Below are 12840 nucleotides of genomic sequence, written 5' to 3'. Positions count from 1 at the left end.
GAAGCTCCAAAATCAATCACCATCAGCATCTAAAATTTCAGGTTTAAGTCCTAATTTTTCAATAATTGTTACATAATACAAATCATGAATTTTTGAAATAATCTCAAAAAGTTTTAAAGCATTTGTAAAATCATCTTTTGGTAGAGTTTTTAACTCTTTTTTAGCTAATTCAATATTTTCTAAAACTAAATTTAAATCATTTAAAGCATTTTTCTCTTTTGCCAAAGTATTTAAGTTTTTATAACTTTTCTCTTCTATTAACTCTTTTTGAGCCTCTAAAATTGCTATTATTGCATCAAATGAGCTTTGACTTAAAAAATATTCAGCACGATTATTTTTTGCATCATTTTTATATTTTGCTGAAAGACCTGCAGGATTTCCAACTCTCCACTCTTTTAATCTATATGAAGATGCTATCAAAGAGTTTATTATTATTGCATTCTCTTCAGACGCTTCTTTTGTAGGATTTGCAAGATAATTTTCATAGGCTTTTTTTATCTTTTCAAGATAAGATACAATTGAGTTTAAAATCTCAACAGCCATATCTTTCTCTCTTTGACTTAAATCTTTATTTGAATATAAAACATACTCTAAAGCATTTACTGTTTTAAAAGAGTTTTTAAATAGGGCTACTTTTATATCACTACTACTTTCAATTGCTCTTTTCATTTGAGAGTTTAAATCCTCTTTTAGATTATTAAAAACATCTATAAATCTTGGCATATCTAAAAAATCACTATCTATTTCACCTGCAAGATAATTTGCTTCAACTTTTTTCCAAGATTGTATAAAATTTTTAAAATTCTTATCATTTATATCTTTTTGTAAAATCTTTGCATCATCTATAGCTTTTTGTGTATCAACTATTGAAACTTTTTCCACTATATTTTGGAAAATTGAACTATTTGCATATAAACTTACAGCAAATAGTAAAAAAAGAGCGACTATTCTCTTCATTATAACTCCTCTAAAAATTTAATTAATTTTTCTCTATCTTCTTTTGATAGAGATTTGTAAGCAAGTTTACTATTATTTGCTTCTCCACCATGCCAAAGAATTGCCTCTTCAAAGCTTCTAGCTCGTCCGTCATGTAAAAGTCTAGGTTTCTCACCATTTATCTTCTCAAATAGTGCATTTCCCCAAAGTGGAGCTGTTCGCCACTCTCTTTTATTTGCTTTAAATTCAACTCTATTATCAGCTAAATCTTCTCCCATATCATGGAGTAAAAAATCAGAATAAGGAGATACTTCAAAACCTAATTTTGTTTGAAAACTACTTATATGGCACTTGCTACAGGCTAAACTCTCAAATATAATAAAGCCATCTTTATACTCTTTTGTATCTTTATTTGCACTATAAGTTTTTAGATTTTTTAGATAAAAACTCATAGCATCAAGTCTATTATCTGGTAAATCTATTTTATCTTTTGGTTTTGGAGCTTCTAGGCACTCTTTTTGAAATTTTGTACATTTTTCATCTACAACAATAGAAGTTGTAAGCCCTATATCATTTGAAGTAGCAAAGGCAACTTGCTCTTTTAGTTTTGAAACACTAGCTTTCCAAGTATATTTTCCTAATTCATATTTTTTTGTAAGTGGTGAATATACAAAATTTGCTTTTCCACTTATTCCATCACCATCTTTATCATTTTCATCTTCATTTTTTAAAATATCACTATCAGCTATTAAGTCAATTAAAGCCATTCCATTTAAACTTTGAGCCATTCTATATGAAACTACTGAATTTTCATCCAAAGATCCATAATTTAGATTTTCCAAAGAGTACTTTGGTTTTTGTAAAATAACCTTTTCTCCATCATCTAAAAGCTCAATTTTATCTTCAAACTCTACTTTTATATTTCCTTCAAAAGGAACTCCAAAAATACCATTAATCGAAAGTTGCTCCCCATAAACTTCATGTGGAACAAAACCTTTTTTAAACAAAATATCTTCTTGATTTTCTACTTTATTGTTTGTTGATAATCTAGCAACCAATGCTCTTGAAACTGTGAAATCTTTATTGAGGAGTTTGCCTTTACCATTATTTGGATGGCAAGAGATACAGGAATTTGCATTAAAAAGTGGACCTAAACCATCTCGTGCTGTTGTAACACTAGGAGCTTTTACCCAAGGAATATTAAAAAAACTTCTACCAAGCATAAAAGTATCTTTCTCTTCATCATTTAAGCCATCAATTTGTTTTAATAATAGTTTTGAATCTTTATTATTTGATATATATTTTTCACTGTTGTTAAAAGCAAAAAGCCCTGTGCAAGATAATATTGCAAGGGCTTTTATGATTAAACTTTTAGACATCTTTATAGTTTTGTCTCTTCAGGATCCGTAACATCATCTTCAGTTAATTTGATATTATTTGCTTTTGCAACTGTTACCATCTCATCACCTAGTTTTCTAAGCTCATTTTTAAGTTTTACTAAAACTTTTGATTGAGGATTTTCTGGTCTAATTTGATAATCAAAGTGAGCTTCAGTTTTTGCAACTTTATCTACACTTGCAATTTTTTCTTCAATATCAGACATTAATTTTAAAACTCTATCTTTATCATCTTTATTTAAAGAGTCAAGTAAAGATTCACCATATTTTTTTCCATTATAAGTAGAAGTTAAAATATTTTTGAAACCTTCATAATTTTTTACTAAATCTCTATGAGTATTATCAGAGAAGCAAGAGTGTTCATCTTCTTCACTAGGAGTTAAAACTGCAACAGCAATTCTTTCATTTGCTAATTCAGATTTTATAAATACACCCATTCCAGCAATGATTTGTTGCATAGCCTCTTTTTTTGAAAGATTTCTATCTTTATTTTTACCTTTGATTTTTCCTAAAAGTGCAGCTCTATAAAGTCCTGCATCACCTTTTATATCTTTTTCCCAAGCACTTTTAACAGTTTCTAAATCTTGAACTAATTTTTCTGTTACAACCTTTAAGTAATCTAATCTTCTATCTTTATTTGCATCTGTTGTAAAATCGCTAAGAGGTCTAAGACCTGCTGTCATTGCTCCATTTGTAACTTTATCTTCTAAGAAGTTGTTATAATCTTGATCTTGTCCCCAAAGTAAAAACTCAATTGCATGGTAACCTGTACTTACATTTGCTTCTCCACCATTTTCATTTAAATCAGTTAAAGCTTCAACAGTGATTTTTGTAACATCAACCTCTTTTGACTCTTCACCACCAGGATTAAATTTTCCAACAGTATCAATAATATTTCCACTTGTTCTTTTTCCATCTGCATCAATTGTATAGTCAATCATATTTTCATCTAATGGCCAAGCATTAATTTGCCCTTCTAAGCTTCCATAAGAACTTGCAATCCATCCCTCTTCTGCATCAATTGGACCATTTGAAAGTCTAAATATTTCTGTACTTCCATAAGATTCTCTTGATTGTAACCAAGCTTTTTTAGCATTGTCTAAACCTTCTTGAGTAGGATTAGCTACAAAACTATCAATAGCAACTTGAAGAGCTTTTGCATCTTTTAAAGCATTACTATAGTTGTCTAATGCAATATTTGCATAACTTTCAAGAAATGATGAGTTACTTTTTACTTGAATTGTAGAACTATTTTCACTTTTTTGATTAGCTGATGCACTTAAAGCTAAAGCAGCAGAAAGTGATAAACTTACTAATATTTTTTTTCCAAACTTCATAAAAATTCCTTTATTTTTGATTTGGAAATTAAATCAAAAAAAAACTTTGACTTTACTTAAAATGATAACAATTATCAAGATGTTTTAAAATAAACCTTTTAGCCCTTTTAAAATCTCTTTTCCACTCTCATCAGATTTATCTTTACCTAAAACTTTATTTAACTTTTCACCCAATTTATCTATATTTTTATCTAATTTTTTTTCTAAAATATCTTTAACATCAAAAGATAAAGTTGGATTATTTAAATCATTCTCCAAAATAACTGCAAATTTATTATCTTTAATTTGAGTATCAATTCTTGCATATATAGTATTTTTTTCTAAGTCAATTTTTGAATTATATATCTCTAATTTACTTTTTGGACTTTGCATTATAAGGTTTGAAGTTAGAAGTTTGTCATCAATTTTTGTAGTTAATTTTGAATTTTCATAAATCTCTTTTGTCAAATCAACTTTTGTAAATTGACCTACAAGTTTTGTAAAATCATTTTCAAGAAAATGGCCATTTAAAAAATTACCAAGTAAATCACCTTTTTTTGTCAAAAGGTTGTAGTTTAAACTTAAATCTACATTTGAATCAAATTTCTCTTTTTGTTTTATTAAATACATAATACTCTTCATATTTGAATTTCTTAAATTTGCATTTAAAAGATTATCATTTAAAATAAAATCAAAGTTACCACCTGCTAGTGTAGATTTTCCATCCAAAAATAGCCTACCTTTGTCAGTTTTTATATCTCCATTTAATTTAATATCTCCTCTTAATTCCATCTTTGTGAAATCTTTTAATTTTGATAAATCACTAGTTACAAAAATATATTTACCAAATAAGTTTTCATCTTTTAAATTATAAACCAACTCATCAATATTCAAATTCCCAACATTTGATATTGCTTCAATTTTTGAAATTGCTTTATTATCCTCAAATTTTGTATCAATTTTACTATTTAATACAATTTGCTCTTTTATATTTTGATTATAAACTGCATTTACAACTTCATTTATTATCTTTACATTATTAAATTTAACAAAGGTATTTCCACTTAAATCCTTAATATTTTTAATATTACCTTTGGCATCAAAATGCCCAACAGCATAAACTGGTTCATCCAAAAGTTTTAAAAGTTTTTCAATCTTTGCACCTTCAATATTAAATGTAAGATTACTTAATGAACTATTTTTCATATCAAGATTATAATTTATCTTACTTTCAATTATATTTGAAGATCCAGAAATATTAATATTTTTATTTTCAGATTTTAAAATTCCTTGACTTTCAAGCTCTCCTTTTAATTTCTTACCAGTAAACCCCTCTAATCTTTCAAGGTTTTTAACCAAAAGTTGAAAATTACCAAAATAGTTTTTATTTGTTAAGTCTAATTCAAATTTTTCAAATATCAAATTTAATAAAGAACTTTTAAAGTCAATATTTGAAATTACTTTATTTTGCGAAAAATCACTATTTATATTTGCATCAAAAGAGATATTTGATGATAAAGTTTGATTTAACTCTTTATTTATAACTTCATTATTTAAAATACCTTTTTCTATATTTCCTTTTAAATTACCACTTAGATTTTTTGTTTTAAAATTATTAATATTTGCATCAATATTTAAAATACCTTTAGAATATATAGGTTCTTTTAAAAGTTCCAATAACTCTTCAACTTTTAAATTTTTAGAATTTATTAAAATTTTATCTAGTTCAAAATCAACTAAATTTATATTATAAACTGTCTCTCCACTTGCAAAATTTGAAACTCCATTTATTATTGAACTATTTTTATCCCCTATAAAAGTTCCATTTGTAAAAAAAGCTCCTTTTAAATCAATATTAATTAAATTTTTTATATTTTCTAAATCATTTATTTTTATATCATATTTTAAATCAACTCTTTTTTTTAAGATTTCAAAGCCACCATTTATATTAATATAAGAATTATCATCAATACTTGCATTAAAATCAAAGGTTTTAAATGTAAAATTTAATTTTTCTACCTTTAATTTTACTTTATCTTGTTCACTATTTACCCTATTTTCTATATATGTAGATATAAAGGAATTTCCATATTTTGTAAAAAATAAGCCAAAAATTGCCAAAATAATTAATAATATTATAATAATAAGTGATATAAAAATTTTCTTCATAAAAAAGCCTTTTTTAATAATATTGAAAATTATAACAAAGAAATAATAATATTTTTCTGTTTTAGCTAATATTTAGCAATATTTTTTTATAATCATAGCCGTCAAAGTACTTAGTAGGGATACGCAAGCCGAATTTACTTTGAAATATTTTTATAAAAGGAAAAGAAATGAAAAAAATCGTTCTTTTAATGCTAGCTATCGCTGGTTTTGCATTTGCTGCTGATGAAGCAGTTGTTAATGAAACTTTAAAAGCTTACTCTGTAGTAGCTGCTGGTATCGGATTAGGTCTAGCTGCTCTTGGTGGTGCTATTGGTATGGGTAATACTGCAGCTGCAACTATTGCTGGAACTGCAAGAAACCCAGGTTTAGGTGGAAAATTAATGACAACAATGTTCATTGCATTAGCGATGATCGAAGCACAAGTTATTTATGCACTTGTTATTGCTATGATTGCATTATATGCAAACCCATTCCTATAATAGTTAAATCACAACAGATTTAATAAATCTTAGGTCAGGAAGTTTTCTTCTTGACCTTTTTTCTTTTCTTATTCATAAATGCGGCTGTGGTGGAACGGTAGACACGCTATCTTGAGGTGGTAGTGGCAACAGCTGTACGAGTTCAAGTCTCGTCAGCCGCACCATTTATATAAAACTTATAATCTTATTCTAAAATATCTTTTATATTTAATCTTTGACCTTTTAAGTATTCAGTAGCTTTTATCTCTTTTTTAGATGGTGCTTGTAGAGTTTTTATCTTTAAACTTCCTATCTCACAAGCAACAACGATAAAATCTTTCTCTATACTTAAAATCTCTCCAGCAATATTTTTTGAACTATCTTCTAATAACTCTATATCTTTTAGTTTAAGCTCGGATTTTAGGAAAACTCCTGGCCAAAATGAGTATGCTTTGTATTTTAAAAATAGTTTCTTTGCATTAGAGAAATCAACTTCACCATCCTCTTTTTTTATCTTTTTACAAAAACTTGCACTATTATTATTTTGTTTTATCGCCTTTAAATTTTCAAAATTATCTAAAGTTGTGATTGTAAGTTTTGCTGCAAGATTTGATAACTTTTCAAATGCTTCACTTACAAGCATATTTTTATCATTTTTCAAATATGAATATCCCAAAATATCGCCACAATCAAGCCCTTCTTCCATAAACATAGAAGTAACTCCCAGATACTCATCATCATTTAAAATCCCCTCTTGAATAGGACTAGCCCCTCTGTAAGATGGCAATATTGAAGCATGAAGATTTATACAAGGAGCAAGGCTTAAAATCTCTTTTGGCAAAATTTGACCGTAAGCAGCAACAACTATAAAATCAGGATTTAACTCTCTTATAGCAATATAAGCTGCTAGATTATCTTTTAGTTTTTTTGGTTGTAGTATTGGAAAATCAAGATTATTATCAAGGCAATATTGCTTTATATCTGGTGGAGTTAAAAGCTGTTTTCTACCAACTGGTTTATCCTCTTGTGTAAAAACTCCAACAACTTCATAAGAGCTATTTAATAGCTCTTTTAAAATTTCTGTTGCATAAGATGGTGTTCCCATAAATAAAACTTTTTTACTCAAAATATTCTCCTTATTTTTTAAAAATTGTTCCACTATTATGGTTATTGTTTACTAAAAAATCATAAGCATTTGTCAAATCAAAACCACTACTTAAGTACATTGGAATATTTTTTTGCATTAAAAAATCAGCTGCCTTTAGTTTTGTTACTATTCCTCCTGTTGCAAATTGTGAATTTGCACTAGGTTTTTTATTTAACTCTTCTTCGCTTATTTCACTTACAATTTTTTGCAAGTTAGCATCACTAAACTCTCTTGGATTTTTATTATAATATCCATCAATATCTGTTAAAATTGCAAGCATATCTGCTTTAAAATAGTGTGTTATAAAGGCTGCTAATTGGTCATTATCACCTATTAACTCTTCTGTTGCTATTACATCATTTTCATTTATAATTGGTAAAACTTTGTTTTCTAGCAAAATTTCCATAACATTTTTTGCATTTTTTGACCTTTTTCTTGAATCAAAATCATCTGCAATAAAAAGCATTTGAGCAACTGTTATATCGTATTCTTCAAACATCTCTTGATAAGTTCTCATAAGTTTTGGTTGCCCAATAGCTGCAAGAGTTTGTTTGTTTGCTAAAATAGTTTTATCAAGTTTTAAAGATGTATATCCAGCTCCAACAGCACCAGAGCTTACTAAAATAACATCAATATTTTTCTCATTTTTTAGTGTAGAAATTAGCTTTACAAGATTTTTCATTCTTTGAAAAGCCAACTCCTCACCTTGAGTTAAAACAGCAGTTCCTACTTTTATAACTAATCTTTTCATAACTTACCTTCTCTATTTTCCTAGCATTGTATAAAGTGCAAATTTTAATGGTGCAATATTTGTCTTATTTAGTGAAGATATTGGTAAAACAAAATATGGTTTTGTACTATCTTTTTTATTAAATATTAAATCTTGAACAAAATATGGTAAGTTCTCATCAAATTTATACTCATTTGTTTTAGAAACTTCAAGATTTAAAGCTTTTAAGAACTCATTTATATCAGCTTGTAAATCCTCTCCATAATATGCATCTATTTTTGTTAAAACTATTGCGAAATCTCTTTTTGCCAACTCTGTAGAAAATTTTAAAAGTTCCTCTTTTAAAACATTGTATTGGTCAATCATAGTTCTATAATTTGCAACATCAATAGTAAAAAGTAAAGTTTTTGTTCTTTCAATATGTTTTAAAAACTCTAACCCAAGCCCTCTTCCATCACTTGCACCATCAATAATTCCTGGAATATCAGCCATCACAAAAGAGTTATAATCTCCAACATTTACAACTCCTAGTTTTGGAGTTAAAGTTGTAAACTCATAGTTTGCTATTTCTGGACTTGCATTTGATGTTACAGAAATTAAAGTAGATTTTCCAACATTTGGATAACCTACAAGGCCAACATCAGCAATAAGTTTAAGTTCTAATCTTATGCTTTTTGTAATCCCTGGAAGTCCTGGTTGAAAATAAGTAGGTCTTTGATTTCTTGAGTTTTTAAAGTGAACATTTCCAAGTCCACCTTTCCCACCTTCAATAAACAAGAATTTTTCACCATCTTCTAAAAGGTCATATAAAATCTCATTCGTTTCATCATCTATTATTTGAGTCCCTGGTGGTACAATCAAAACAAGATGTTCACCACTTTTTCCTGTTTTTTGTCTTCCCATTCCTGGTTGACCTTTATCAGCTTTAAAAACTCTTTTTCCTTTATAAAAAGATAAAGTATCAGTATTGCTATCTACAACAAAGTAAACATCTCCACCTTTCCCTCCATCTCCACCATCAGGACCACCTTGAACAACAAATTTCTCTCTTCTAAAAGATGCACAACCTTGCCCACCTTTTCCACTACTTACACTAAATCTTGCACTATCTATAAACATAGTTTTCCTTTACAAATAAAAAAAGGGTGTATGGCAAAGCATACACCCTTTATAAAAAAACTAAATCTCTAATTTACGATGCTGCGTAAACAGAAACTTTTTTTCTTTTTTTATCTTTAATTTCAAATTTAACAACACCATCAATTAAAGAGTAGATTGTATGATCTTTTCCCATACCAACATTATTTCCTAAGTGAACTTTAGTTCCTCTTTGTCTAATAATGATATTTCCAGCACTTACAACTTCACCACCATATTTTTTAACACCAAGTCTTCTACCAGCTGAATCTCTATTATTCTGAGTACTACCCTGACCTTTTTTGTGAGCCATAATTTTTCTCCTTAAATTTTTTTAATGCTTAAGCAGCAATTTTTGTAATTCTAATTTTTGTGAAGCTTTTTCTGAAACCTCTTTTTAATTTAGAATCTTTTCTTCTTCTTTTTTTGTAAATAACAACTTTTCTATCTCTATTTACACCTGTTCCATCTAAAACTACAACTGCTTCAACTTTTGCACCTGATACAGCAGTTCCAGTTTTTAATTCACCATTATTAACTGCTAGTACATCAGTAATTTCTAAAGTCTCTTTAGCAGCCTTACCAGTGTAATCAATATCTATAATATCACCTTCTGATACTTTATATTGTTTCCCACCACATTTGATAATTGCGTACATCTTCATATCCTCTTCTTATTTATAAGCATAACTAGGCTTGGTTTTTATACTAATTTGCATTTTTCGAACGGGAATAATATCTAAGATTTTATTAAACTTTCTTTAAGCCCAAGATTATAACTTACAAGTTTTCCATCTTTTAACTGTTTTAGGTTATCTTTTATGATTTTTATCTTCATAATTTTTTGGTTAAAATCTAAATTTTTATCGTGTGTTACAAAAATTAACTTATTTGAATAAAATTTATGAAGTAAAATTAAAAGCTCTTGGTTTAGTCTCTCATCATCATAATTTTCTAACTTATCATTTAAAGAGATTTGATTTAGTTTTATATCGTTTATATCTGTTAAAAGTAACATAAACTCATCTTTATGATATTCAAACATTGAAGCATCAACAATATCTAAAACCATATCCAATCTTTTGGGATTTTCTAAAATAGATTTTATTATGCAAAGTTCTGCTATATCAATTTTTATTGTATTTTTTTCATTTACTCTATTTTTTGAATTTACTATTTTTACTAAATTCTCTCGAATATTTAATTTTTGAGCAATGTATCTTTTGTACTCATCTTGATTCAGTAAAGAGAGACTTTGCAAATACTCATTTGTCTCATTTAATGCTTTTTGTTTTTGAATTGGTTCATTTATATCATATTTATCAACTATATAATCTATTGCAAAAGGTATAAAAGCAATTGGTTCTAAAAACATATTATTTAACTCTTCAATTCTTTGTTCTTTTACCATATCAGCAGGATCAAGCCCATTTTTGAAAATAACAACTCCACCATCAAATTCACTTTGACTTAACATTACAGAAGCTTTAAAAGCAGCATTTTGCCCTGCTTTATCGCCATCATAAGCTAAAATAACCTTTGGTTCTCCTCTTCTTAAAAGTGGCAAATGCTCTTTTGTTAAAGCTGTTCCTAAAGTTGCAACAGCATTATTAAATCTTGCTTGATGAAGCATTATTACATCTAAATAACCTTCACAAACAATTATCTGTTTTGACTTATAAATTTTTTCTTTTGCCAAATGATAACCATATAAAAGCTTTGATTTATTGAAAATTGGAGTTTGTGGGGAGTTTATATATTTTGCACTATGGTTTGTTGTCGTTCTTCCACCAAAACCAACAAGTTTTCCAGTAATTGAGTATATAGGGAAAATTATTCTATCTATAAATCTTGAATAAAGTCCATTTTCACCTTTATCTATAATTCCAAATTCTATTGCATCGTTTATATTATGGTGATTTGATTTTATAAAATTAATTGTGTCAGTTGAACTACTTGCATATCCTATTTCAAATTTTTCAGCTGAAAAATCAGAAATTCCCCTATTTTTAACATACTCTTTCATAGAGTTATTTGAGAAAAAGATATTTTGATAAAATTTTTTTATATCTTCTAAAACTTTTGTATCTCTTACTTTTTCGCTAGAAGTTTCATAATCCAAACTAAAGTTATACATACTTGCTAGTTTTTCAATACTTTCTGGATATGAAAGTTTTTCATACTCCATCAAAAATTTAATACTATCTCCACCAACACCACAACCAAAGCAGTGATATATTTGTTTTGCTGGACTTACAACAAAAGATGGTGTATCTTCACCGTGAAATGGACAACAAGCTTTAAAATTTGCACCAGCTTTTTTTAAATCCAAAAATTGTGAAATTACATCTACAACATCTAAATAGTTTTTTAAATTTTCAATTGACTCTTTTTTTATCATAGTTTGATTATACTATTTTATTATTTTATATGAACTTTTATGTTAGCATCATATTTTATTATTAAATTAAAAAGGTTTCTCTTGGATAATTTGGTTTTGGAGTATAGGGACCCACTTTTGGGGGTTATTTTAGTTGTTTTTCTCGTATTTTTCATCTCTTTTATTACATATTCATACAGTATATACAAAGAAAAAACAGCAAGAAAAGATTATAGGAAACTATCAAAGAGATTTGAATTAGGAAAATTAAAAGAGACCGACTATATAAATTTATACAAAACTTACAATCTTCCTTTTGACTCTATTTTACTTTTGGCATCTACATTTTTGCATAAAGGTGATTATAATAGAGCAACTAATGTATATTTATCTTTGCTTGAAGTTGTCCAAGATAGAGTAAAAAAAGAGGAACTTCTTGAGCTTTTAGGAAATACTTACTTAAAAGGTGGTTTTTTACAAAGATCAAAAGAGATTTTTTTAAAAATACTAAAATTCTCTCCAAGAAATAAAAATGTTCTAAAAAGTCTTATGCTTGTGTGTGAAAAATTAAAAGATTATAAAAAAGCAAAAGAGATAACTGAAGCTTTAGGTGAGCTAAATGTTGATGTGAAAATTGATAGGGTTTATTATGAAACTCTTTTAATCCTAAATGATTCTATTTTATCAAATGAAAAAAGAACAGAACTTTTATTTGAAATTTTTAAAAAAAATGAGATTATACAAAGAATTTTTGCAACATTTTTAATTCAGTTTAATAAAGAGTTTCTATTTAATAACATAGATATTTTTGATTGTAAAAAATTAATTGATATTTTATGGTATCAAAGAAAAGAAGATATAGATTTTAATAAAATAAAAAATAGCGAATTTTTAAATGAACTCTACTGTGCAAAAGGCTATATAAATAGTGTAAATGAGAGTAGTGATTTTGATTTAAATATTTTAATTTTAATAAATAACCATAAAAAAGAGATAAAAACAAATTTAAATTTTGAATTTATTTGTAACTCTTGCAAACATTCTCATCCTTTTTTTGAAGCAAGATGTCCTAGTTGTCATACGGTTTTAAGCCTTGAAGTAAAACATCATCTAACAAAAGGTTTTGAACTTTCAAATAACTCTTTACAATAAGATAAAATATATTTTGTG

The 12840-nt window shown here is 27.2% G+C and carries 12 protein-coding genes and 1 tRNA gene; 3 read left to right on the top strand and 10 right to left on the bottom strand.

Features of this window, described 5'->3' with window-relative positions:
- Positions 1–12 precede the first annotated feature (12 nt).
- The 4 genes from IQC44_RS06830 to IQC44_RS06815 all read right to left on the bottom strand — a co-directional run bounded on the left by IQC44_RS06830 (position 13) and on the right by IQC44_RS06815 (position 5818).
- Entirely contained in the window at positions 13–957 is a 945-nt protein-coding gene (locus IQC44_RS06830) for an imelysin family protein (protein ID WP_228286276.1), read from the bottom strand.
- A complete protein-coding gene (locus IQC44_RS06825) occupies positions 957–2315 on the bottom strand; it encodes a di-heme oxidoredictase family protein (protein ID WP_198305599.1) in 1359 nt (452 codons plus the stop codon). The genes IQC44_RS06830 and IQC44_RS06825 overlap by 1 nt, the downstream gene beginning before the upstream one ends.
- A gap of 2 nt (positions 2316–2317) precedes the next feature.
- Positions 2318–3670 (bottom strand): imelysin family protein, encoded by a 1353-nt coding sequence (locus IQC44_RS06820; RefSeq protein WP_198305598.1) that lies wholly within the window; start codon positions 3668–3670, stop codon positions 2318–2320.
- An 84-nt stretch (positions 3671–3754) separates the two neighbouring features.
- The gene (locus tag IQC44_RS06815) at positions 3755–5818 is read right to left on the bottom strand and encodes a hypothetical protein (RefSeq protein ID WP_198305597.1); all 2064 of its coding nucleotides are present in this window, start codon (positions 5816–5818) and stop codon (positions 3755–3757) included.
- A 167-nt stretch (positions 5819–5985) separates the two neighbouring features.
- On the opposite strand from IQC44_RS06815, the gene IQC44_RS06810 reads away from it, so the two are divergent.
- Positions 5986–6297: a F0F1 ATP synthase subunit C gene (locus IQC44_RS06810; protein WP_198305596.1), complete on the top strand. Its 312-nt coding sequence runs from the start codon at positions 5986–5988 to the stop codon at positions 6295–6297.
- Between the two features lie 80 nt (positions 6298–6377).
- Positions 6378–6461: transfer RNA gene (locus tag IQC44_RS06805), tRNA-Leu, on the top strand.
- Between the two features lie 20 nt (positions 6462–6481).
- On the opposite strand, the gene fmt is transcribed toward IQC44_RS06805, so the two are convergent.
- From fmt to dnaG, 6 genes are all read right to left on the bottom strand, one after another.
- Positions 6482–7381 (bottom strand): methionyl-tRNA formyltransferase, encoded by a 900-nt coding sequence (fmt, locus tag IQC44_RS06800; protein WP_228286282.1) that lies wholly within the window; start codon positions 7379–7381, stop codon positions 6482–6484.
- Between the two features lie 31 nt (positions 7382–7412).
- Positions 7413–8174: a glutamate 5-kinase gene (gene proB, locus IQC44_RS06795; RefSeq protein WP_198305594.1), complete on the bottom strand. Its 762-nt coding sequence runs from the start codon at positions 8172–8174 to the stop codon at positions 7413–7415.
- Between the two features lie 12 nt (positions 8175–8186).
- Positions 8187–9272 carry a GTPase ObgE gene (obgE, locus tag IQC44_RS06790; protein ID WP_198305593.1) on the bottom strand — a complete coding sequence of 362 codons (1086 nt, stop codon included), beginning with the start codon at positions 9270–9272 and terminating at the stop codon, positions 8187–8189.
- Positions 9273–9345: 73 nt separating this feature from the next.
- Entirely contained in the window at positions 9346–9603 is a 258-nt protein-coding gene (gene rpmA, locus IQC44_RS06785) for a 50S ribosomal protein L27 (protein ID WP_066159888.1), read from the bottom strand.
- Positions 9604–9631: 28 nt separating this feature from the next.
- A complete protein-coding gene (gene rplU, locus IQC44_RS06780; RefSeq protein ID WP_198305592.1) occupies positions 9632–9949 on the bottom strand; it encodes a 50S ribosomal protein L21 in 318 nt (105 codons plus the stop codon).
- Between the two features lie 80 nt (positions 9950–10029).
- A complete protein-coding gene (gene dnaG, locus IQC44_RS06775) occupies positions 10030–11691 on the bottom strand; it encodes a DNA primase (protein ID WP_198305591.1) in 1662 nt (553 codons plus the stop codon).
- An 81-nt stretch (positions 11692–11772) separates the two neighbouring features.
- On the opposite strand from dnaG, the gene IQC44_RS06770 reads away from it, so the two are divergent.
- Positions 11773–12822: a tetratricopeptide repeat protein gene (locus tag IQC44_RS06770; RefSeq protein ID WP_198305590.1), complete on the top strand. Its 1050-nt coding sequence runs from the start codon at positions 11773–11775 to the stop codon at positions 12820–12822.
- Positions 12823–12840 lie beyond the last annotated feature (18 nt).

The organism is Arcobacter vandammei (genome assembly GCF_016106035.1).
Taxonomy (GTDB): domain Bacteria; phylum Campylobacterota; class Campylobacteria; order Campylobacterales; family Arcobacteraceae; genus Aliarcobacter; species Aliarcobacter vandammei.
This window is presented reverse-complemented; position numbering and strand designations above follow the sequence as displayed.

What these genes read in the sequence shown, in the direction of transcription:
- fmt (WP_228286282.1), bottom strand. Translation starts at nt 7,381, where the DNA reads ATGGGAACACCATCTTATGCAACAGAAATTTTAAAAGAGCTATTAAAT.
- rpmA (WP_066159888.1), bottom strand. Translation starts at nt 9,603, where the DNA reads ATGGCTCACAAAAAAGGTCAGGGTAGTACTCAGAATAATAGAGATTCA.
- IQC44_RS06820 (WP_198305598.1), bottom strand. Translation starts at nt 3,670, where the DNA reads ATGAAGTTTGGAAAAAAAATATTAGTAAGTTTATCACTTTCTGCTGCT.
- obgE (WP_198305593.1), bottom strand. Translation starts at nt 9,272, where the DNA reads ATGTTTATAGATAGTGCAAGATTTAGTGTAAGTAGTGGAAAAGGTGGG.
- IQC44_RS06810 (WP_198305596.1), top strand. Translation starts at nt 5,986, where the DNA reads ATGAAAAAAATCGTTCTTTTAATGCTAGCTATCGCTGGTTTTGCATTT.
- IQC44_RS06830 (WP_228286276.1), bottom strand. Translation starts at nt 957, where the DNA reads ATGAAGAGAATAGTCGCTCTTTTTTTACTATTTGCTGTAAGTTTATAT.
- IQC44_RS06825 (WP_198305599.1), bottom strand. Translation starts at nt 2,315, where the DNA reads ATGTCTAAAAGTTTAATCATAAAAGCCCTTGCAATATTATCTTGCACA.
- rplU (WP_198305592.1), bottom strand. Translation starts at nt 9,949, where the DNA reads ATGTACGCAATTATCAAATGTGGTGGGAAACAATATAAAGTATCAGAA.
- proB (WP_198305594.1), bottom strand. Translation starts at nt 8,174, where the DNA reads ATGAAAAGATTAGTTATAAAAGTAGGAACTGCTGTTTTAACTCAAGGT.
- IQC44_RS06815 (WP_198305597.1), bottom strand. Translation starts at nt 5,818, where the DNA reads ATGAAGAAAATTTTTATATCACTTATTATTATAATATTATTAATTATT.
- dnaG (WP_198305591.1), bottom strand. Translation starts at nt 11,691, where the DNA reads ATGATAAAAAAAGAGTCAATTGAAAATTTAAAAAACTATTTAGATGTT.